We start from the raw sequence: 20,270 nt of genomic DNA, 5'->3' as shown, positions 1-20,270 counted from the left end.
GGCTCGACCGGCAACGACGACGGCAGGCCATCCGGCCTGCCGTTTTTTTAGGCGGTTGCCTGCGGCCGCGCGGCGCTTTAAAAAAACCTTGCAAGAAGGTGTTGACAGCCTAGAAAGGCCAGGTATAATCTCAGTCTTCGTTGGCGAATTAGCTCAGTCGGTTAGAGCGACGGAATCATAATCCGCAGGTCCGGGGTTCGAGTCCCTGATTCGCCACCATCTATTTAAAAAGCCGCGATCCCACATGGGTTCGCGGCTTTTTTCTTTGGCGAATCGCTGAAGGTGTCACACAGCAGGGTGCTGGCCTGCCGCGTGACGATGATGGCTTTACGGCTGCGACAACGTGAACTCGTGCCGGCTCGTATCCAGCCGCGACACGCGATACTCGATCCGCTCGTCGTGATACGACGAGGCAACGCGCAGGATCTTCAGCAGCGGGCTGCCGACGGCGACCCCCAGCAAGGCGTGATCGTCCTCGTCGGCCAGTGCTGAGCGCAGGCGTTCTTCGGTACGGATGATATTGATGCCGAAGGCGTCCTGGTAGAAGTTGTAGAGCGTATTGGGCCGCTCGCGCAGCTGCTTTTCGGTCAGGCCCTTGAAGCGCTCCTCCGGCACCGTGATGGCGTCGATCATCATCGGCGCGCCCTCCAGCGACAGCACATTGGTGAAGCGGAACACGGGATCGCCCACCGCCAGCGCCAGTGCGGCCGCCTCTTCCTTGTCCGCCCTGGCGCGGCGAAACCTCGCCAGCCGTACCGTGGGATATTCGCGATGCCCGTCCTGGCGCACGATCCGGAAGAATCGGAAGAAGTGGTCCTCCTGCCGATGGGTGGCCACGAAGGTGCCGCGGCCCTGGTGGCGGATCATGATGCCTTCGGCCACCAGCTCGTCGATCGCCTTGCGCAGCGTGCCGATCGAAACGCCAAAGCGCTCGATCAGCTTGCGCTCTGAGGGGATGGCCTCCCCCGGCTTCCACTCGCCCTCCGCCAGCGCGGACAGGATGGCCTGCTTCACATCCTTGTACAGGATCCCGCCGATCGCACTGCCGGCATCAAATCTGGCACCCACCTTGAATTCCTTGTCCGAGTTCCCGCGCCGCCACCTGCCTCGCGGGGCTGCTGCGCGGGTCGATTCATCTAGATAAGCCAGATCATACCGGAGCATACCGGAGCGCCTGGGCGGCCAGCCGCTGTCATTCCGCGCGGATATGTTTCTCTTCGATCAGCTTCGCCCAGCGCGTCACCTCGCTGTTGAAGTACTCGGCAAAGGGCCCGCTGGTCTGCGGCGCCGGAGCGAAGCCGGCCGCGACGATGCGCTCGCGCAGCGCGTCGGCCTGCAGCATGCGCGCCACCGAAGCCGACACCTTGTCCACAATCGGCCTGGGCGTGCCCGCCGGCATCATCAGCCCGGTCCAGTTCTCGACGATCAGGTCGGGGAATCCCGCCTCGGCCACGGTGGGGACATCGGGCAGCAGCGGATGCCGATCCCGCGTCGTCACCGCCAGCGCGCGCAGCTTGCCACCCTTCACATAGGCCAGCGACTCCGGGAAGTTGGAGAAGACCACGTCGATCTGCCCGCCGATCAGGTCGGTCATGGACGGGGCGCCGCCCTTGTACGGCACATGGGTGAGGCTGGTCCCGGTCTGGCTTTCGAACAGCGCCATGGTCAGGTGCGGCGGCGTACCGTTGCCGCTGGAGCCGGCATTGAGCTTGCCCTTCTGTGCCGCGGCGGCCAGGTCCTTCATCGACTTGATCGGCGAGCTGGCCGGCACCACCACCAGCATCGGCGACGAGGCAATGCGCGCCACGGGCACCAGGTCCTTCTGCATGCTGAATGGCTGTTTGGGGAACAGCGTGACATTGGACGCATGGGTCAGCGTGACCGCCAGCCAGGTGTAGCCATCGGCCGGCGCCTTGGCGACCTGGTCGGCGCCGATATTGGCGTTGCCGCCGGGCTTGTTGTCGACGACCACGGGCCGCTTCCACTCCTCGGACAGCTGATGCCCCACCAGCCGGGCCATGATATCGGTCAGCCCGCCGGCCGAAAATGGCACGACATAGCGGATCGGCTTGCCGGGATAATCGCTGGCGGGCACGGAGGCCTGCGCGTTCCCCTGCGCCGCCGCGGGCGCGGACGCCAGCCCGGCCAGCGTGGATACTGCGGACAACACGACCAGAGCGCCGGTACCGTACCTGAGCGCGGTGCGAATCAAACCTCGATACATGCTGTGTCTCCGTTTTGTGGTTGCCGGCCCCGTCGTGGCGGGTCCGCTGTCGTTGTGGAATGAATTTCTAGGCGCGGCCCTCCTCGCCTGCGAGCGCGCGCAATTCGGTGAGCAAGGCGTCGGGAACCTCAATGCCATTGGCCCCGGCATCGGCCTGTGCGGCATCGCGCCGCGCGCCGGGCAGGCGTGTGCCCTCGTCTTCCAGCATCGCCTGCAGCAGCGCCTCGACGCGCTCGGCATACGCGTCGGTGCCGGCGAAGGCGCCAGGGTCCAGCACCATGAACAGTTGCCCGATGCGGGGGCGATTGCCGGCATCGCTGAAGAATGAATCGGCCTCGGCGCCGAACTGCGCACCCGCCAGAGATGTCACCAGCAACTCCACCATCAGCGCGAGCATCGCGCCCTTGACGCCGCCTGCCGGCAGCATCGAGCCGCGCAGCGCGGCCTGCGCATCGGTAGTCGGCTGGCCGGCCTCGTCCAGCGCCCAGCCGAGCGGGATCGGCTTGCCCTGCTTCGCCGCTACCATGATCTTGCCGCGCGCCACTTCCGAGAGCGACAGGTCGATCACCACCGGCGAGCGTTCCCGGCGCGGAAAGGCGGCCGCAATCGGATTGGTGCCGAACAGCGGGCGCCGCCCGCCCCATGCAGGCATGGCCGCTGGCGAGTTGCCCATCGCGATCCCCACCATGCCGGCCCGCGCGACGGCATCCAGCGGTAGCGCCGCGGCGCCGAAATGGTGACTGTTGGTGACAGCCGCGACGCCCACGCCGGTTTCGCTGGCGCGGCGCATCGCCTCGGCGATAGCCAGGTCGCACGCGGGGAAGGCGAAACCGCAGCCCGCATCGACCAGCGCCGCGCTGGCCCGGGCGGACCGCACCGCGGGCCTGGCCCTGCCGTCGACACGATCCTCGCGCAGGTGCGCGACGTACATCGGCACGCGCGACACGCCGTGCGACGCCAGCCCTACGGCATCGGCCCGCACCAGCGCCGTGGCCGTGGCACTGGCCTGCAGCTCGCTCGCTCCCGCGCGGCGCAATGCGGCGTTGGCCAGCCGCCCCAGTTCAGCCATCGGCATGCGGCTCATGACAGGGCCTCCAGCGTCTGCCGCACCTGCTGCGCGATCATCATCGAGACCCGCACATTGGCCTCGCGCGTCACGCCGCCGATATGCGGGGTCAGGATCAGGTTAGGCACGCCCGCGAGCACACTGTCCGCGGGCAACGGTTCGCGCTCGAAGACATCGAGTGCCGCACCGGCCAGGTGACCGTCACGGAGCGCCTGCGCCAGCGCCGCCTCGTCGACCACGCCACCGCGCGCGGTATTGATCAGCACGGCCCCCGGCTTCATGCCGGCGATCCGCTGCGCATCGATCAGGTGCCGGGTGGCGGCGACCAGCGGTACATGCAGGCTGACCGCATCGGCTTGCGCCAGCAGCGTGTCGAGCGAAACGCTGCGCACGCCTGTGCGCGCCCACACCGGGTCGTCAGACGCCAGCATCGGATCGCAGGCCACCACCTGCATGCCGAAGGCCTGCGCCAGCGCCGCCGCCTGCCTGCCGATGTCGCCGAAGCCGACCAGGCCCAGGGTCTTGCCGAGCGCCTCCCTGCCCTCCGACAACCGCGCACGCGGCCACTGGCCGGCGGCTAGCTCGGCGCTGCTGGCGTATGCGCCGCGCAGCAACATCGCGGCGGTGGTGACCACATACTCGGCAACCGAGCGCGCGTTGGCGCCAGTCGCGGGTATCACGCGAATGCCGCGCTCGCGGCAGGCCTCGACGTCGATATTGTCGAGCCCGACCCCGAGCCGCCCGACCACGCGCAGCGCTGGCGCGCGCTCGAGCAGCGCCGCGTCGACCTGGGTGCGATTGCGAACGATCAGCGCGTGCGCTCCGGGCAACGCACCCAGCAGCTCGGCGCGGCGCTCCACCCAGGCCGGCTCGTACTGCAGGTCGAAGCCCGGGCGCAGCACCTGCACCGCGGCCGAGTCCATGAACTCGCTGATGCAGATGCGCTTCATCATGCCGACTCGTGGATGCGGGTCAGCACGAACTCGCGGTGGCCGAGCGCCTCCGCAGCCGTCCAGCGACCGTTGATCGTGGCGAGCATGCACTCGAGCAGCTTGTCGCCGGTCTGGTCCAGGGTCTGCTCGCGCTGCAGCAGGCCGGAGCAATCCACGTCCATGTGCTCGCTCATCAGCCGCACCGTGCGCGGATTGGCGCACAGCTTGATCACCGGCAGGATGGGGTTGCCGATCACGTTGCCCTGACCAGTGGGGAAGAAATGCACCACGTACCCGGCGGCTGCGCACAGGGTCACCATCTCGGCAGCGGCCGATGATGAATCCATGAACCACAGGCCCGGATGCGTCGGCTCCTCGGCCTTGTCCAGCACCCCGTCGACCGTGCACTTCTTGCCGATCTTCTGGATGTTGCCCAGTGCCTTCTCTTCGATGGTGGTGAGGCCGCCGGCGATATTGCCCTTGGTCGGTTGCGATTCCGACAGGTCTGAGGTCTTCCAGCGGTCGATCATGCCCTGGTAGCGCTCGAACATGGCCATGAACTGGTGCCGCACCTCGTCGTTGGCGCAGCGCGCGGCGACGATATGCTCGCCGCCGGTGAGCTCCGAGGTCTCGCCGAACACCAGCGTGGTGCCGAGCGGATGGAGCTTGTCGAAGGCATTGCCGACGGTGGGGTTGGCGCCGCAGCCCGAGGTGGTATCGGACTCGCCGCACTTGGTCGATACCCACAGCTCGTTGATCGGGCACTCCACGCGGTGCAGCGCCGTGGCGTACTGCACGTATTCCTTCGCCGCCTTCGAGGCGCGCATGATGGTGTCGTGATCGCCATGGCCTTCGATGCCGAAGCCGACCACCGGCTTGCCGGTCCTGGCGATGCCATCGACGACCTTCTTGGTCCAGCCCTCTTCGATGCCGATCACCACCACCGCGGCGACATTGGGGTTGCTGCCCGCGCCGATCAGCGTGCGGAAATGCAGGTCGAGGTCCGGGCCGAACTGCAGGCGACCATACGGGTGCGGGATCGCCATGGTGCCCTTGATCGCGACGGCGACGGCCTCGGCGGCCGCGTTGGACAGGTCATCCAGCGGCAGGATGATGACGTGGTTGCGCACACCGACGCGACCGTTGTCGCGGCGGTAGCCCCAGAAGGTGGTGTTTTGGTCGATCACGGACATGGCTTGGGTCTCTGGTATTTGGTGGGGAGATGAGAGGAAGCGCGCGCGCCGGCTTACCAGCGCTTGGTCTTGATGTTGTGCACGTGGGCGTGCTCGCCCGCCTTGATCGGCGCCACCACCTTGCCGATGTCGATGCCGTACTTGTAGACGGTGTCGTTGGGCTCCATGTCGCGCAGCGCCACCTTGTGCCCGATGGGGATCGGCTGCAGGGCCTTCACGGTCACGATCTTGTCTTCATCCATGATCCAGGCATTCAGCGTGGTGCCGGACTGGATCCCCTCCACCACGGCGACCGCCACGGTGTCCTTCGCGTCGTGCAGCACTACATGAATCATCGTTGTCTCCTCGGTATGGGTCGTCGGTGAACTGATCATAGGTAACGGTATGATCCATGTCAACCAACTCATATATATGATTTAGTTGAGTGAGCAAATGCAATGCTGCGCCGCCGCTTGCGCGGGCGAGGTCAATGGGAAGGCAGGAAGGGGAATTGCGGCGGCGTCAGCCGCCCTGGAGGCAGGTCAGCGTTCGCCCGGCGCATGCGGGCGAATGAAGCAAAGAGAGGACAAAGGCCGCGACAAGGGCCCGGGACAAAGACCGGCTTGCCGGCTTACCAGTAGCGCACGCGACCGGTGTCGAGGTGGACGAACTGCTCGCCCTGGTAGAAACCGACGCCGCCGGCCTGCAACGACTTGGCGGCATCGCGCACATCGGACAGGGCAACGCCCGGCACGCGGATATCGATGGCCTTGCCGTCCATATGCAGGCTGTGCTTCGCCACGCCGCCGCCGCGCGAGGTGCGCAGCCGCGAGTTGGTAGCCGGGCTGCGGTAGCCGGAGATGACCTGGAACGGCTTGTCGGTGGCGAGTTCGCGGCGCACGCGGAACAGCACCTCGAAAAGCTGCGGATCGATCACCCCTACGGCGCCGGAATAATGGTCGCGCAGGAAGCCGTTGAGCGAACTCAGCGCATCCGGCAGGAAGCGGTCGCCCACGGCGTAGACCAGCGAAATATGCTCGCCGGTGTGGGTATGGTCGAAAGTGAGCTTGCGGGCGTCTGGCAGGCTTGCCAGCGAGCGTCCATCCGGCAGGCTGGCCAGCGCATTGCGCGGCGCGAGCGGCATCAGGCCCGCGGCCAGCGCCAGAGTCCCGGTGGTATGAAGAAAGCGGCGGCGTGCCTTGCGCGTCGCATCAGTCATGGTACTTCCTCTAGATGTGCGAGTCGCGCCTCATGGCGTCGAGCCCCTGGCGCGTGCGAGTGCCGGCGGCGTGGCGCGCCCGGTGCGTTGCCGCAGCGCGTTGTCCAGCAATTTATCGTGACCGTAGATGTCAGGGAGAAAGGATACACGACCATCGGCCCGCGCGATGACCGTGCCGTAGGCCAGCACCACGGGCAAGGGCTGTTGCAGGCGCACGGTTTTCGACTTGCGGCTCGCCATCGCATCGCGGATGCGCGCTTCGGTCCACTCCGGCATGTCCTGCATCACGAACTGCGCCAGCGCAACCGGCGACTCGACGCGGATGCAACCGTGGCTGAAGTCGCGCCGGTCGCGCTTGAACAGCTGCGGCGTGGGCGTGTGGTGCAGGTAGATGTTCTCGTTGTTGGGGAACGCGAACTTGATGTCGCCCAGCGCATTCGCCGGGCCGGGGCGCTGGCGGATGCGCATGCGGCCATTGAGCACCGCGTCCAGGTTCTCCTCTGACAGCGTGGTCACCGCCTTGCCGTCGCCGGTCACGAACTCCAGCCCTTGCCGGTCGAAGTAGCCGGGGTCCTGGCGCAGGCGCGGGATGGTCTCGCGTTTGGCAATCGACGGCGGCACGTTCCAGTACGGGCTGAACTCGATATAGCGCATGTCTTCACTGAACAGCGGCGTGCGCGTATCGAGCGCCTTGCCGACGATCACCTTCATTTCCAGCTTGATATCGAGCTTGCCGTCGCGCACTTCATAGGCGCGCAGCATGAACTCGGGGACGTTGACCACGATCATGCGCGGACCGTCCAGCGGCGTCCAGCGCATGCGCTCCATGGTCAGTTCGATCTGCCGCACACGGCTGGCGATGGGTGCGTTGAGCTGCGCCAGCGTGGCCTGCCCGATCACGCCATCGGGCTGCAGGCCGTGCCGCGACTGGAACGCCTTGACGCCGTCGACCAGCGCGCCTTCATAGCGCGGCGGCACCGGCGTCCCCCCCGGCAGGTCGCCCAGTCCGGCCAGGCGGGCGGCCAGCGCCACGTTGCCAGCCCACCGCTGGCCCGGCGTGAGCTTGCTGCCGGGCAGCGCCGGCAGTGGCTGCAACCAGACCGGCTGCCTGGCGATCTCGCGATACCGGCCCAGCGCCTGGCGCAGCGTGCCGTACAGCGGGAATGACGGCGCGGCCTGCTGGACGGCGTCGGGGAGCCGGTGCTGCGCCACGGCATCGCGCAGCACCATGGCGGCGTCGAAGGGGCGGTCGGCCTGCGGGCTGAAGTTGGCGTGGACGGCGCGCGGGTTGACGCGGCCGGCGTGCAGGTCGGCCAGCATCCGCTCCATCGCGCCAGTCAGCGCGGCATCGAGGCGCGCCGCGGCGTCGGGTGGCAGCACGGGGCCGGTGGCCGCCTGGGTCACCGCCTGGCGCAGCGCGTCGGCATCGTAGTCGCGGGGATCCAGCCCATCGGCGGCGACACCGGCGAGCGCGTCGACCGCCTGGCGGGCTTCCGGCACCGGGCGTCCCTGGGCGAACCACAGTGGCCCCTGCACCGTCGCCGGCGCCTGCGCCGGCGCTTGCGCGAATGCGACCGGCACCAGCGCCGCGGCTGCACAGGCCAGCACCGCGGCGGCAAGACTGCGCGCGAGCCACGCGCCGCGGCCACGCATGGCGGCCTCGTGCGCAGCCAGAACGGAAGGTTTTCGGGCAGCCGTGGCCGCTGAGGTGGCGCCGGTGTGGGGTGCTGCCGCAGTCAGGATCAGAGGCATCGAGCGGACGGGTCACATTCGTCGTACACCACCACAGTCTACCCGCGTTGGCGCGATGGCGCGGCGCACCGTCCAGCGCGATGCCCGGCGGCAGCGGGCGCAACCAGTGCACCGTGCGGTACGTCGCCACCGGTGCCGCCACCGTCGGCGCCGCCAATTCCAGCGTGCTGTACACGATCACGTATCCCTGAGCTGCGCAGGCACGCAGCCGGCTGCCAGGCCCACCCCCCAAAACGGCGTGGGCCGACGCAATTTGCGCACCTCAGACTCAGGGCGCTGCTCACCACACCATCTGGTGCCGGCGCGCATAGTCGACCAACTCCACCAGCGAGCCGACATTGAGCTTGGCCATGATATTGGCCTTGTGCGTGCTGACGGTCTTGCTGCTGATCAGCAGCTCGGCCGCGATGGACTTGTTGGAATGGCCACGCGCCAGGTATTGCAGGATGGTGACCTCGCGGTTGCTCAGGCGCGGCATGCCGGCATCCTGCTCCTCGCCGATCTGGCGCGCGGCCTCCAGCGTCTGCATCGGGAACACCAGGTAGCCGCTTAGCACGCCGCGCACCGCCTGCAGCACCTCGGCGAGCCCGCGCTGCTTGGCGACGAAGCCGTGCGCGCCGGCGCGCAGCGCGCGCACCGGCGCCAGCGTGGTATCGCTGCCGGACAGCACCAGCACATGCACCATCGGAAACGCCGCCGAGATGCGCCGCACGAACTCGGTGCCGGGGTAGCCGAACCATTCCGCATCGACCAGCACCAGCCCCGGCCTGGTGCTCGCGCACCAGGCGGAAGGCTTCGGGCATGCCCTCCGTTTCCAGCACCCGGTCGGCGTCCAGCTCGGTGGCGAGCCGGGCGGACAAGGTCGCGCGGAAGCTGGAGGGTTCGTCGACGATCAGCGCGTGATGCAATTTCGGGCTCCTTGACAGTGTGGCTTGCTGCCAAGGTTAAGGGCCCTCCCCAGTCCTGAAGCGCCGAATCCTCGCTGCGCGGTTGCAGCAATCTCTGCGCCGCCGTCGGATGGTTCCGTAGCGGACAATGGGCTAGCCGTTGGCGGCGTCGAGCACCTCGGTGAGCTTGCGGCTGGCGTCCAGCGCCGCGGGGAAGCCGCAGTAGACCGCGCTGTGCACCATCAGCTCACGCAGCTCCCGTGGCGTGACGCCGTTGGCAAGCGCGCCGCGCAGGTGCCCGGCCAGTTCCTGCGGCCGGTTCAGCGCGATCAGCATCGACACCGTGGCCAGGCTGCGCTGCTTGCGGTCCAGGCCCTCGCGGGTCCAGACCGTGCCCCAGGCGAATTCCGTGACGAGCTGCTGCAGGCTGGTGTCGCCCTGCTGCGCGGCGGCGTCCAGCGCGCGCTGGACGTGGGTGGGCCCGAGCACCTCGGTGCGCACGTCAAGGCCGGCCTCGAAGGCGGGCGTCGGGGTATAGGCGGAAGGTTGGGTGGGTTCGGCCATGGCATGTGTCTCCGGTGCAAGGGGATAGCGCATGGTAGCCGAACCGGTGCGAATGGCCGCGGCGGTCACTCCGTGCCGGCTGGCAGGAAGCGCGGCGCCGGTGCCGAGCGCGGGACCTCCCGCTCGTCCTGCTGGTACAGGCGATAGGTGCCGCGCGCCTGGTTGTGCGGATGGCGTGCGGCCTCGTCCAGGGTCAGCACGCGCGCGAAGCACACGTCGGTGCCGCCCAGCACCGCTTCCCAGTGCGTGCTCGGCTGCGCCGCGATGCAAGCCGCAATGCGAGCCTTGACCGCCGGCCACAGGGTGCGGTCGTACTGCGCTGCCGGGTCGATGTCGGTCAGCTCCAGCCGCTCGAGCAGCTCGCGGTAGAACTGCGGCTCGAGCGCGCCCAGCGTGATGGCGCGGCCGTCGGCGCAACGGTAGACGTCATAGAACGGCGAATCGTGGAAGGGACTGGGCTGCGGACCGCCCAGCGTGCCCGCGGCGCGCGAGACCTGCACCAGCGAGCCCAGCATGGCGACGATATCGGTGATCGCCGCATCGACCACGCAGCCCTCGCCGTTGGCGCGCGCGCTCAGGATCGCGCTGGTCAGGCCGAAGGCAAGGCCGAGCGCACCGGTGGCATCGCCCATCACCGTCGGCGGCACCATCGGCAGCGCGTCGTCGCGCGCGGCCATCGACAGCAGCCCGGTCAGCGCGATGTAGTTCAGGTCATGGCCGGCGCTCTGCGACAGCGGGCCGGTCTGGCCCCAGCCGGTCATGCGGCCGTAGACCAGGCGCGGGTTGCGCGCGTGGCAGGCCTTGGGGCCCAGGCCGAGCCGTTCCATCGCGCCAGGGCGCAGCCCTTCGATCAGCGCATCGGCGCCGGCGACCAGGTCCAGCGCGGCGGCTACGCCTTCGGGCGACTTCAGGTTCAACTGCACCACGCGCTTGCCATGCTCGAGTTCCATCTCGGCCGGCACGGGCTGGCCGCGCAGGATGCGGCGCGCGTCCGGCGCGACCGGGCGCGTCACCAGCGTGACCTCGGCGCCCAGGCCGGCCAGCATCGCACCGCACAAGGGGCCGGGGCCGATGCCTTCGAACTCCACCACCTTGATGCCGCGCAGGGGCAGCATGCCTTGCTCACTCATGATCGTTGTCTCCGGGGTCGCCGTCCGCCCGCGCCATGGGCGCGGCGGCGGCTTGTATTCGCTATGGGTTGGATGGTCGGATGCGCCGCGCCAGCGGGCGCGGGGGGCTCGGGAGCATGCTACGCGCCACGGCGCCGGCGCGGCAATGGCCAAATGTTTCAGGCAGGTTGACGTATTTGTCATGCCGAAGGCGGCGTCCGGCTATCGCACTGCCGCATCGCCGATTTCCGAACCAACTTGATCTAAATCGTGTCCGAGCAGGAAACTACCTGCCATGATGGTTCCAGATGGCGGCGGCGCCGCACCGCTGCGCCGCCCATTCACCGATCCCCGCCATGCGGCGGTGTTCCTTAACCTGACTCGTCCGACAGCCCCCATCCAGGAGATTTCCGTCATGACCAATATCGTGCTCGCCACCGACGGCTCGGCCTTCAGCGACGCCGCGGCGCGCTTTATCGCCGAAGGCAAGCTGCTGCAGAGCGGTTTTACCGTGCATGTCGTGCATGTGGCGCCGGAAGTGAGCGGCCAGGTGCGCGCCTTTGTCAGCAAGGAAACCATCGACGACTGGCACAGGGAAGCCAGCGACAAGGCGATGGTCGGCGTGTGCGACATCCTGGCGGCGGCCAATGTGCCATTCGAGCGGCACGCGCTACACGGCTTTGCGCCGGAGAAGATCGTCGCCTATGCGCGCTCGGTCGATGCGCAGGCCATCGTGATGGGCACGCATGGGCGCGGCTCGTTCTTCGATGCGGTGATTGGTTCGGTGGCGGGGCGCGTGCTGGCGCAGGCGCAATGCCCGGTGCTGCTGGTGAAAGCGCCGGAAAAAAAGGGATGATCTGAGCGGCAGGAAAACCGGCACCGTCAGAGGTGCCAGCGACTCAACCTCAAGCGCCCCAGAGGGGCGCTTCGTCCATCAGCGCCACCTGTTCGCGCAATTCCAGGATCCGGTCCTGCCAGTAGCGCGCCGTGCCAAACCACGGGAAGGCGGCGGGAAACGCCGGGTCGGCCCAGCGGCTGGCAAGCCAGGCGCTGTAGTGCAGCAGCCGCAGTGTGCGCAGCGCTTCCACCAGCCATAGCTCGCGCGCGCGGAACTCGGCAAAGTCTTCATAGCCGGCGACGATATCGGCCAGCTGGTCCTGCATGGCCGCGCGGTCGCCTTCGAGCAGCATCCAGATGTCCTGGATGGCCGGTGCCATGCGGCTGTCGTCGAAATCCACGAAATGCGGGCCCGGCGCACCGTGAGTGCCGCCGCGCGCGTCGTCCTCGTCGATCCACAGCACGTTGCCGCGGTGGCAGTCGCCATGCACGCGCAGCAGGCGCACATCGCCGGCGCGCTCGTAGCAGCGGCGCACGCCGTCCAGCGCCAGGTCCGCCACCGACTGCCACGCGGGCAGCAGGTCGGCGGGGATGCAGCCGCTGGCCAGCAGCCAGTCGCGCGGGGCGATGCCGAAGGTGTCGAGGTCGAGTGCGGGGCGGGCCTGGTAAGGCTGCGCGGCGCCGAGCCCGTGGATGCGGCCGATAAAGCGGCCGAGCCAGGTCAGCGTGTCGGAGCGGTCCAGCGCGGGATCACGGCCGCCGCAGCGGGGAAATACCGCGAAGCGGAAGCCGGCGTGGTGCAGCAGCGTACCGGCTTGGCCCGGCGCCAGCGCCATGGCGGGCACTGCCGGGATCTCGGCATCGGCCAGTTGCTGCACCAAGGCGTGTTCTTCGAGGATGGCCGCGTCAGTCCAGCGGCCGGGGCGGTAGAACTTGGCAACGACCGGCGCGGCATCCTCGATGCCTATCTGCCAGACGCGGTTCTCGTAGCTGTTGAGCGCCAGCAGGCGCCCATCGGGGCGCAGGCCGGCGGCTTCGAGCGCGTCCAGCATCAGCTCCGGCGTCAGGCCGGCGTAGGGTACGCCGGGGTCGGCCGGGGCGTCGGACGCGTGCATGGTGTCAGCCTGGTCCGCTCAGCGCGCCGGCTTGCGGTTGCCGCCGAGCAGCGCGGCCTGCGGCGCAGGGCGGCGGTTGCGTGCGGGAGCCGGCGCGGCGTCGTGCGCCGGGCGCGCGGGCTGGGCCGCGGCGCGCTGCTGGCCGCGCGCCGGGTCCTGGCCGTCGCGGCGCGGGGCGGGGCTACGCGCGCCGGTGGGCTGGCCGGTGCGGTTGCCGTTGCCGGAACCGTTGCCGCGCGAGCCGCCTTCGGCAGCGCGCGTGCGCGGCTGGCCTTGCGGCTGGCCGCCCTGCCCCTGGCGCGGCTCGCGCGCAGGACGCTGGCGTGGGGCGCTCTCACCTTCGGCGCCATTGCCGGCCGGACGTGCCTGGCCGCGTCCGCGGCCCTGGCTTGGTGCCTGGCCGCCACCGCCGCGCTGCTGGCGGCCCTTCTGGATCGGCTCGGGCGCGATGCTGGGGTCGACTTCGAAGCCCGGCAGCGCGGTCTGCTCAAGCTTGCGCTTGATCAGCCGTTCGATATCGCGCAACAGCGCATGCTCGTCCACGCAGACCAGCGAGATCGCCTCGCCCTCGGCGCCGGCGCGGCCGGTGCGGCCGATGCGGTGCACGTAGTCTTCCGGCACGTTGGGCAGGTCGAAGTTGACCACGTGCGGCAGCTGGTCGATATCGATGCCGCGCGCGGCGATATCGGTCGCCACCAGCAGGCGCAGCGTGCCGGCCTTGAACTCGGACAGCGCGCGCGTGCGCGCCGACTGGCTCTTGTTGCCGTGGATCGCCAGCGCCGACAGGCCATCCTTGGTCAACTGCTCGGCCAGGCGGTTGGCGCCGTGCTTGGTGCGCGTGAACACCAGCACCTGGTGCCAGTCATGCTGGCGCACCAGGTGGGCCAGCAGTTCGCGCTTGCGCTCGCGGTCCACCGGGTAGACGCGCTGGTCCACGGTTTCGGCGGTGGTGTTGCGGCGCGCCACCTCGATCGAGGCCGGGTTGTTCAGCAGCCGGTCGGCCAGCGCGCGGATATCGTCCGAGAACGTCGCCGAGAACAGCAGGTTCTGGCGCTTGGCCGGCAGCACGTTGAGGATCTTGCGGATGTCATGGATGAAGCCCATGTCGAGCATGCGGTCGGCTTCATCGAGCACCAGCAGCTCCACCTGCGACAGGTCGATGGTGCGCTGGGACACGTGGTCCAGCAGGCGGCCGGGCGTGGCCACCACGATCTCGACGCCGCGCTTGAGTTGCTCGATCTGCGGGTTGATGCCGACGCCGCCGAACATCACCATGGAGCGCAAGCGCAGGTACTTGCCGTAGTTGCGCACGCTCTCCTCGACCTGGGCGGCCAGTTCCCGCGTGGGCGTCAACACCAGCGCGCGCACCGGCACCCGGGCCGGGCGCGGCGCACCATTGGCGGCACGGGCCGCGGCGGTGTCGGACAGCAGCTGCAGCATCGGCAGCGTAAAGCCGGCGGTCTTGCCGGTGCCGGTCTGGGCGCCGGCGAGCAGGTCGCCGCCCTTGAGGATGGCGGGGATCGCCTGGGCCTGGATGGGGGTCGGCGTGGTGTAGCCCTGTTCGGCCACGGCACGCACAATCTTTTCGGACAAACCGAGTTCAGAGAAAGACATGAATTGCTGCTTCGGCCATCGCTGCGCACGTGGTGCGCCTAACGCCGGATGGCTCGTGTAATCGATAGCGCTATCGGATCAGAAAAGGGCGAAAGTGGCCGGGGGCCAGCCTGGCGGGACCATCGGGGCCCGGCCGCGCAAGAAAGGTCGCTAGTGTACCAGCCCGGGGCGAGCCGGTTCTGCACATGGCCCAGGCCCGTATGCACGGCGGCGCACACTGGTCCGAAGCGGGTGGCGCTGCGCTATCATGGCTGCCTCCCCCGGCCACTATCCCGGCCCCCTGCCCGGCCCTGCCCGGCGCCCCGGAAAGCCGCCATGCGCTTGCGATTCCTCGAAGACCAGGAAGTTACCCTGTTCGCGGCCATCCCGGTCGGGATCGTCGCGGCCATCGCCACCACTTTATTCAAGGAGGCGCTGGAAGGCGCCGGCGTGGTGCTGTTTTCCAGCCACGCCGACGTGGTTGCCGTCTTCGCCACGCTGGCGCTGGTGTGGCGCGTGGTGGTGCCGGCGGTCGGTGGCGCGCTCGCCGGGGCGCTGCTGGTGCTGGCCAACCGCCTGGCCGGCAGCCACCGCGGCGCCACTGACTATATGGAGGCGGTGGCCAATGGCAGCGGCCGCCTGCCGGTGCGCATCACGCTGCTGCGCGCGCTGTCGTCGTTCTTCTCGATCGTCAGCGGCAGCTCGGTCGGCAAGGAAGGCGCGATGATCCAGCTGGCCGCGCTGTGCGGCTCGCTGTTCCCGTCGACGCGGCTGGAGCGCGGCGGCGGCTCCAATATGCGGCGCATGCTGACCGCATGCGGTGCCGCGGCGGGCCTCGCCACCGTCTATCACACCCCTTTTTCCGCCGCGGTCTTCGTTGCCGAAGTGGTGTTCGGGGCACTAGCGGTGCAGCGGCTGATGCCGTTGTTCCTCGCGTCGGTGGCCGGCGCCATGGTCAGCCAGTGGCACGGCGGCCTGCAGCCGCTCTATCCCGGCCTGGACATCGCGCCCGACCTTCGCCCCCACATCCTGCTGGCCGCGGCCGCGCTGGGCGTGGCCGCCGGCATCGCGGGCGCGCTCTTCATGCGTGCGGCCGGCTTTGCGCGCAGCCGCTTCGCCGGCGTGCCAGGCGGGCCGGTGGCGCGGCTGGCGCTTGGCGGGGCGCTGGTCGGCGTGCTGGCGATGGCGGTGCCGGAGGTGGTGGGCAACGGCTACTCCACCATCCAGACCATCCTGCAGGAGCAGCCGCTGAGCGTGCCGGTGGCCGGCGTGCTGCTGGCCAAGCTGGTGGCGACCGTGATCAGCATGGGCTCGGGTGCGGTCGGCGGCGTGTTCACGCCCTCGCTGTTCGTCGGCGCGGCACTCGGGCAGTTGCTGGCGATCGGGATGCAGGGGACGGCGGCCGGCGCGGCGCCGCTGCTGCCGCTGGTCGGCATGAGTGCCTTCCTGGCCGCCACCAGCCAGGCGCCGCTGATGTCGGTGCTGATGGTGTTCGAGATGACGCTGGCGCCGGCGCTGCTGCTGCCGTCGATGATCGGCGCGGTGGCGGCGTACTACACGGCGTCGCGCTGCCAGACGCTGTCGCTGTACAGCGTGATCGCCGAGCGCGCGCAAGCCTCGGCCGCGGCCGAGCATGCGCGCACGCTGACGCTGGCCGGCCTGTGCGACCCGACCGACACCGTGCTCGACCCCAACGCCACGCTGGGCGCGGCGGCGGACAAGTTCGCCGAAACCGGCACGCGCTATCTCTATCTGGTGGAACCTGACGGCCGCCTGCTGGGCGCGTTGTCGATCCATGCCTTGCAGCGCGCCCAGCGCGAGGGCGCGCCGGATGACGTACTGGCACTGGCCGAGCGCGACTTTCCGGCGCTGACACCCGATTCGCGGCTGCGCGACGCGCTGGCGGTGTTCGCCGAGCACGGCATCAACCGCATCCCGCTGGTGCGCGACACCACCAGCCGCGAACTGATGGGCACGGTGTCCAAGCAGCGTGTGCTGCAAGAGGCATCCTGCCTGTTCTGAGCACAAACCCGATCCCCGCATCGCCAGGCCCGTCAGCGGGGAAAAGAGCGGGTAAAATGGCGGGTTGCGCCCGCCTTCGGGCCATCCCGCCAACGCTTCGTCCTTTTTGTCGGAGTTCCCCCCATGCCAGCAGGTCATGATGCGCGCCGCCAGGCGCCGGAGTCTGTCAAACCCTCGCGCGGGCGGAGGCGTGCGCTGGCCTGCGCCGGCGCCCTGCTGCTCGGCGCGGCCAGCGCGGCGGCCCAGCCGGTGCGGGTGATCCCGGACGATGCGCAGGCGGCAAAGCTGGTCATCGCCACACCGTCGGCCGGCGCGCCGCAGACGGCCACGCTGGACGGCAAGACCGTGGGCGTGGCGCCGGGGCTGCGCCTGTTCGGCACCGACAACCAGTTGCTGGCCAAGACCGCGGTGGCGGGCCAGAAGCTGCCGGTGCGGTACAAGCTGGACCTGTACGGCCAGCTGCTGACGGCCTGGGTGCTGAGCGAGCCCGAACAGAAGGCGCTGAAAGCAAAATCGTAGTCCCCCTTGAAGTTCGCCCCAGAAGTGCGACCGGCGTGCCCCACGCGCCGGCCGCGTTGTTGCAACACCCTGATGCCCCCAGGTCAACCACTGAGATCGGCATATGAAGAAAGTTTTCGTCAAGACGTACGGCTGCCAGATGAACGAGTACGACTCGGACAAGATGGTCGACGTCCTCCACGCCAGCCAGGGGCTGGAACCCACCGACAACGTCGAAGACGCCGACGTGATCCTGTTCAACACCTGCTCGGTGCGCGAGAAGGCGCAGGAGAAGGTGTTCTCGGAACTGGGCCGGATGAAGGCACTCAAGGCCGTCAAGCCTGACCTGGTGATCGGCGTGGGCGGCTGCGTGGCCAGCCAGGAAGGCGCCAGCATCGTCTCGCGCGCGCCGTATGTCGACGTGGTGTTCGGCCCGCAGACGCTGCACCGCCTGCCCGACCTGATCGCGCGGCGCCAGCGCACCGGCCAGTCGCAGGTGGATATCTCCTTCCCCGAGATCGAGAAGTTCGACCACCTGCCGCCGGCACGCGTCGATGGCCCGAGCGCCTTTGTCTCGATCATGGAAGGCTGCTCCAAGTACTGCAGCTACTGCGTGGTGCCCTACACCCGCGGCGAGGAAGTGTCGCGCCCGTTCGAAGACGTGCTGGCCGAAGTCGCCGGCCTGGCCGAGCAAGGCGTGCGCGAAGTCACGCTGCTGGGCCAGAACGTCAACGCCTATCGCGGCAAGATGGGCGATACCACCGAGATCGCCGACTTTGCGCTGCTGATCGAGTACGTGGCCGAGATCCCCGGCATCGAGCGCATCCGCTACACCACCAGCCACCCGAAGGAATTCACCTCGCGCCTGGTCGAGCTGTACGGCCGCTGCGGAAAGCTGGTAAACCATTTGCACCTGCCGGTGCAGCATGCGTCCGACCGCATCCTGATGGCGATGAAGCGCGGCTACAGCGTGCTGGAGTACAAGAGCATCATCCGCAAGCTGCGCGTGCTGCGCCCGGACATGTCGATGTCGTCGGACTTCATCGTCGGCTTCCCCGGCGAGACCGATGCCGACTTCGAGAAGCTGATGGCGATGATCGAGGAGATCGGCTACGACACCTCGTTCTCGTTTATCTTCAGCCCGCGCCCCGGCACGCCCGCGGCCAACCTGCACGACGACACCCCGCACGAAGTCAAGCTGCGCCGGCTGCAACGGCTGCAGGCCACGATCGAGGAAAACGTGCAGCGCATCAGCCGGAACATGGTCGGCTCGGTGCAGCGCATCCTGGTGGAAGGGCCCGCGCGCAAGGACCCGACCGAGCTGCACGGACGCACCGAGAACAACCGCGTGGTCAACTTCGCGCTGCCGGGCCTTACAGACGACGGCCAGGCCGGCCGCGACCGGCTGGTCGGCCAGCTGGTCGATGTCAGCATCACGCAGGCGTTCCCGCACTCTCTGCGCGGCGAGATCGTGGTACGCCAGTAATCCACGCAGCTTTCAGCGAGGCCATCGCCAACCGATGAAGATCCCTTCCGCAGAATTCGTCGCCCCCAGGGACGACAACACCCGGCTGCAAAACCTGTGCGGGCCGCTCGACGAAAACCTGCGCCAGATCGAGCAGGCGCTCGACGTGACCATCCAGCGGCGCGGCCACCGCATGACGGTGCGCGGCAACAATGCGCAAGACACCGCGGCGGCGCTGGAGCGCTTCTACAACCAGGCGCGCACGCCGCTGTCGATCGACGACGTGCAGCTGGGCCTGGTGGAAACGCGCCAGCTGTCCGCCCACGGCAGCTACCTGCCCGGCAACGGCGACGATGTCGAAGAGCGCGAGATCGGCGACGAATCGCCGGTGCTGCACACCCGCCGCCCCGGCCTGCAGGGCCGCACCGTGGCGCAGCGCGACTACCTGCGCAATATCCTGTCGCACGACCTGACCATGGGCATCGGCCCGGCCGGCACCGGCAAGACCTACCTGGCGGTGGCGTGCGCGGTCGACGCGCTGGAGCGCGATGCGGTCAAGCGCATCGTGCTGACGCGCCCGGCGGTGGAAGCCGGCGAGCGCCTGGGCTTCCTGCCCGGCGACCTGGCGCAGAAGGTCGATCCCTACCTGCGCCCCCTGTATGACGCGCTGTACGACCTGCTCGGCTTCGACCGCACGCAGAAGATGTTCGAGCGCCAGATGATCGAGATCGCGCCGCTGGCCTATATGCGCGGGCGCACGCTGAACCATGCCTTCATCATCCTGGACGAGGCGCAGAACACCACGCCCGAGCAGATGAAGATGTTCCTCACGCGCATAGGATTCGGCTCGAAGGCGGTGATCACCGGCGACATCACGCAGATCGACCTGCCCAAGGGCCAGAAGAGCGGCCTGGTGGAGGCGCAGCACGTGCTGCGCGACGTGCGCGGCATCGCCTGCACCCGCTTTACCAGCATCGACGTGGTGCGCCATCCGCTGGTGGCGCGCATCGTCGATGCCTATGACGAATACCACGCCCAGCACAAGGACGCGTAATTGAAATCCCAGAAATCCAAGTCTTCCGGCGTCAGCCTGACCCTGTTCGATAACGAAGGCCGCGCGCGCAAGAGCGCCGCGCACGCGCTGCGCGTGCAGCTGGCCGACGGCCGCAGCATCACCCTGGACCTGTCGCAGGCCGCCGACGGCGTGCTCGCGCTGCTGGCCGAGCATACCGATACCAACCAGCAGGCCGGCCTGCTGGTGCGCCCGGACAACCATGACGCACTGTCGGTGGCCGTGACCGCCACGCCGGTGGTCACCACCACGGGCACCCCGGCCACCCCGCCCGCCCTGGAACTCGAGATCCAGAATGGCGACGGTGTCGGCAAGCGCGCCGGCCTGCCGCCGCGCCGCAAGATCGAAACCTGGGTCAAGTCGGCGCTGTACGCCGACGCCACGCTGACCATCCGCTTTGTCGGCGAGGAAGAAGGCCGCACGCTGAACCGCACCTATCGCGGCAAGGACTACGCCACCAACGTGCTGACCTTTGCCTATGCGGAGAACGAGGAAGACCCGGTCACGGGCGATATCGTGCTGTGCTGCCCGGTGGTGGAAGCCGAGGCGCGCGAGCAGCACAAGCCGCTGGAAGCGCACTATGCGCACCTGATCGTGCACGGCGTGCTGCATGCGCAGGGCTATGAGCATGAGGACGAGGCCGAGGCCGAGGAAATGGAGGCGATCGAGACCGAGACGCTGCAGGCGCTGGGTTATGCCGATCCCTATCTTGCGGAGCGCATCGCGACCGCGTGATGCCGCCC

General features: G+C 68.7%; 19 protein-coding genes and 1 tRNA gene. 7 read left to right on the top strand and 13 right to left on the bottom strand.

The genetic code is table 11. From position 1 onward, the window contains the following. Positions 1–142 precede the first annotated feature (142 nt). Positions 143–219: transfer RNA gene (locus AC10V3_RS02620), tRNA-Met, on the top strand. Positions 220–327: 108 nt separating this feature from the next. On the opposite strand, the gene AC10V3_RS02615 is transcribed toward AC10V3_RS02620, so the two are convergent. From AC10V3_RS02615 to AC10V3_RS02565, 11 genes are all read right to left on the bottom strand, one after another. Further along, on the bottom strand, positions 328–1,068 hold the full coding sequence (locus AC10V3_RS02615; RefSeq protein WP_349605540.1) for a GntR family transcriptional regulator: 741 nt from the start codon (positions 1,066–1,068) through the stop codon (positions 328–330). Positions 1,069–1,192: 124 nt separating this feature from the next. Next, on the bottom strand, positions 1,193–2,224 hold the full coding sequence (locus AC10V3_RS02610; RefSeq protein WP_041680942.1) for a tripartite tricarboxylate transporter substrate binding protein: 1,032 nt from the start codon (positions 2,222–2,224) through the stop codon (positions 1,193–1,195). A 67-nt stretch (positions 2,225–2,291) separates the two neighbouring features. Beyond that, positions 2,292–3,308, bottom strand: coding sequence for an Ldh family oxidoreductase (locus AC10V3_RS02605; RefSeq protein WP_490923069.1), 1,017 nt, complete (start codon positions 3,306–3,308; stop codon positions 2,292–2,294). After that, positions 3,305–4,240, bottom strand: coding sequence for a hydroxyacid dehydrogenase (locus tag AC10V3_RS02600; RefSeq protein WP_490923648.1), 936 nt, complete (start codon positions 4,238–4,240; stop codon positions 3,305–3,307). Before AC10V3_RS02600 ends, AC10V3_RS02605 begins: the two co-directional genes overlap by 4 nt. After that, complete coding sequence (locus AC10V3_RS02595) at positions 4,240–5,415, bottom strand: UxaA family hydrolase (protein ID WP_022533618.1); 1,176 nt, start codon at positions 5,413–5,415, stop codon at positions 4,240–4,242. Before AC10V3_RS02595 ends, AC10V3_RS02600 begins: the two co-directional genes overlap by 1 nt. Before the next feature lie 53 nt (positions 5,416–5,468). After that, complete coding sequence (locus tag AC10V3_RS02590; protein WP_022533617.1) at positions 5,469–5,750, bottom strand: UxaA family hydrolase; 282 nt, start codon at positions 5,748–5,750, stop codon at positions 5,469–5,471. Positions 5,751–6,025: 275 nt separating this feature from the next. After that, positions 6,026–6,613, bottom strand: coding sequence for a YcbK family protein (locus AC10V3_RS02585; RefSeq protein ID WP_022533616.1), 588 nt, complete (start codon positions 6,611–6,613; stop codon positions 6,026–6,028). 30 nt (positions 6,614–6,643) lie between these two features. Then, the gene (locus tag AC10V3_RS02580) at positions 6,644–8,266 is read right to left on the bottom strand and encodes a L,D-transpeptidase family protein (RefSeq protein WP_490923068.1); all 1,623 of its coding nucleotides are present in this window, start codon (positions 8,264–8,266) and stop codon (positions 6,644–6,646) included. Between the two features lie 379 nt (positions 8,267–8,645). After that, positions 8,646–9,122, bottom strand: coding sequence for a LuxR C-terminal-related transcriptional regulator (locus tag AC10V3_RS02575; RefSeq protein WP_490923067.1), 477 nt, complete (start codon positions 9,120–9,122; stop codon positions 8,646–8,648). Positions 9,123–9,405: 283 nt separating this feature from the next. Further along, positions 9,406–9,816 (bottom strand): carboxymuconolactone decarboxylase family protein, encoded by a 411-nt coding sequence (locus AC10V3_RS02570; RefSeq protein WP_349605530.1) that lies wholly within the window; start codon positions 9,814–9,816, stop codon positions 9,406–9,408. 65 nt (positions 9,817–9,881) lie between these two features. Next, positions 9,882–10,946, bottom strand: coding sequence for a CaiB/BaiF CoA transferase family protein (locus AC10V3_RS02565; RefSeq protein ID WP_349605529.1), 1,065 nt, complete (start codon positions 10,944–10,946; stop codon positions 9,882–9,884). Between the two features lie 394 nt (positions 10,947–11,340). Between AC10V3_RS02565 and AC10V3_RS02560 the strand changes: the two genes are divergently transcribed. Continuing rightward, positions 11,341–11,781 (top strand): universal stress protein, encoded by a 441-nt coding sequence (locus tag AC10V3_RS02560; RefSeq protein WP_022533609.1) that lies wholly within the window; start codon positions 11,341–11,343, stop codon positions 11,779–11,781. A gap of 49 nt (positions 11,782–11,830) precedes the next feature. Here the strand turns inward: AC10V3_RS02560 and AC10V3_RS02555 are convergent, their stop codons facing one another. Beyond that, positions 11,831–12,877, bottom strand: coding sequence for a serine/threonine protein kinase (locus AC10V3_RS02555; protein ID WP_022533608.1), 1,047 nt, complete (start codon positions 12,875–12,877; stop codon positions 11,831–11,833). Between the two features lie 18 nt (positions 12,878–12,895). After that, a complete protein-coding gene (locus tag AC10V3_RS02550; protein ID WP_490923066.1) occupies positions 12,896–14,491 on the bottom strand; it encodes a DEAD/DEAH box helicase in 1,596 nt (531 codons plus the stop codon). Positions 14,492–14,806: 315 nt separating this feature from the next. On the opposite strand from AC10V3_RS02550, the gene AC10V3_RS02545 reads away from it, so the two are divergent. The 5 genes from AC10V3_RS02545 (at position 14,807) to ybeY (ending at position 20,262) form a co-directional block, all read left to right on the top strand. Further along, positions 14,807–16,492: a ClcB-like voltage-gated chloride channel protein gene (locus AC10V3_RS02545; protein WP_041680941.1), complete on the top strand. Its 1,686-nt coding sequence runs from the start codon at positions 14,807–14,809 to the stop codon at positions 16,490–16,492. A 123-nt stretch (positions 16,493–16,615) separates the two neighbouring features. Further along, entirely contained in the window at positions 16,616–17,011 is a 396-nt protein-coding gene (locus tag AC10V3_RS02540) for a hypothetical protein (RefSeq protein ID WP_022533605.1), read from the top strand. A 103-nt stretch (positions 17,012–17,114) separates the two neighbouring features. Beyond that, complete coding sequence (gene miaB, locus AC10V3_RS02535) at positions 17,115–18,476, top strand: tRNA (N6-isopentenyl adenosine(37)-C2)-methylthiotransferase MiaB (protein ID WP_490923065.1); 1,362 nt, start codon at positions 17,115–17,117, stop codon at positions 18,474–18,476. Between the two features lie 34 nt (positions 18,477–18,510). Then, positions 18,511–19,509 carry a PhoH family protein gene (locus AC10V3_RS02530; RefSeq protein WP_022533603.1) on the top strand — a complete coding sequence of 333 codons (999 nt, stop codon included), beginning with the start codon at positions 18,511–18,513 and terminating at the stop codon, positions 19,507–19,509. Beyond that, entirely contained in the window at positions 19,510–20,262 is a 753-nt protein-coding gene (gene ybeY / locus AC10V3_RS02525; RefSeq protein WP_490923064.1) for an rRNA maturation RNase YbeY, read from the top strand. Positions 20,263–20,270 lie beyond the last annotated feature (8 nt).

The organism is Cupriavidus sp. PB-02 (assembly GCF_058252315.1).
Note: the sequence above shows the minus strand (reverse complement) of the source record. Positions and strands in the feature narration are given on the sequence as shown.

What these genes read in the sequence shown, in the direction of transcription:
- AC10V3_RS02610 (WP_041680942.1), bottom strand. Translation starts at nt 2,224, where the DNA reads ATGTATCGAGGTTTGATTCGCACCGCGCTCAGGTACGGTACCGGCGCT.
- AC10V3_RS02605 (WP_490923069.1), bottom strand. Translation starts at nt 3,308, where the DNA reads ATGAGCCGCATGCCGATGGCTGAACTGGGGCGGCTGGCCAACGCCGCA.
- AC10V3_RS02600 (WP_490923648.1), bottom strand. Translation starts at nt 4,240, where the DNA reads ATGAAGCGCATCTGCATCAGCGAGTTCATGGACTCGGCCGCGGTGCAG.
- AC10V3_RS02595 (WP_022533618.1), bottom strand. Translation starts at nt 5,415, where the DNA reads ATGTCCGTGATCGACCAAAACACCACCTTCTGGGGCTACCGCCGCGAC.
- AC10V3_RS02590 (WP_022533617.1), bottom strand. Translation starts at nt 5,750, where the DNA reads ATGATTCATGTAGTGCTGCACGACGCGAAGGACACCGTGGCGGTCGCC.
- AC10V3_RS02585 (WP_022533616.1), bottom strand. Translation starts at nt 6,613, where the DNA reads ATGACTGATGCGACGCGCAAGGCACGCCGCCGCTTTCTTCATACCACC.
- AC10V3_RS02580 (WP_490923068.1), bottom strand. Translation starts at nt 8,266, where the DNA reads ATGCGTGGCCGCGGCGCGTGGCTCGCGCGCAGTCTTGCCGCCGCGGTG.
- AC10V3_RS02570 (WP_349605530.1), bottom strand. Translation starts at nt 9,816, where the DNA reads ATGGCCGAACCCACCCAACCTTCCGCCTATACCCCGACGCCCGCCTTC.
- AC10V3_RS02565 (WP_349605529.1), bottom strand. Translation starts at nt 10,946, where the DNA reads ATGAGTGAGCAAGGCATGCTGCCCCTGCGCGGCATCAAGGTGGTGGAG.
- AC10V3_RS02560 (WP_022533609.1), top strand. Translation starts at nt 11,341, where the DNA reads ATGACCAATATCGTGCTCGCCACCGACGGCTCGGCCTTCAGCGACGCC.
- AC10V3_RS02555 (WP_022533608.1), bottom strand. Translation starts at nt 12,877, where the DNA reads ATGCACGCGTCCGACGCCCCGGCCGACCCCGGCGTACCCTACGCCGGC.
- AC10V3_RS02550 (WP_490923066.1), bottom strand. Translation starts at nt 14,491, where the DNA reads ATGTCTTTCTCTGAACTCGGTTTGTCCGAAAAGATTGTGCGTGCCGTG.
- AC10V3_RS02545 (WP_041680941.1), top strand. Translation starts at nt 14,807, where the DNA reads ATGCGCTTGCGATTCCTCGAAGACCAGGAAGTTACCCTGTTCGCGGCC.
- AC10V3_RS02540 (WP_022533605.1), top strand. Translation starts at nt 16,616, where the DNA reads ATGCCAGCAGGTCATGATGCGCGCCGCCAGGCGCCGGAGTCTGTCAAA.
- miaB (WP_490923065.1), top strand. Translation starts at nt 17,115, where the DNA reads ATGAAGAAAGTTTTCGTCAAGACGTACGGCTGCCAGATGAACGAGTAC.
- AC10V3_RS02530 (WP_022533603.1), top strand. Translation starts at nt 18,511, where the DNA reads ATGAAGATCCCTTCCGCAGAATTCGTCGCCCCCAGGGACGACAACACC.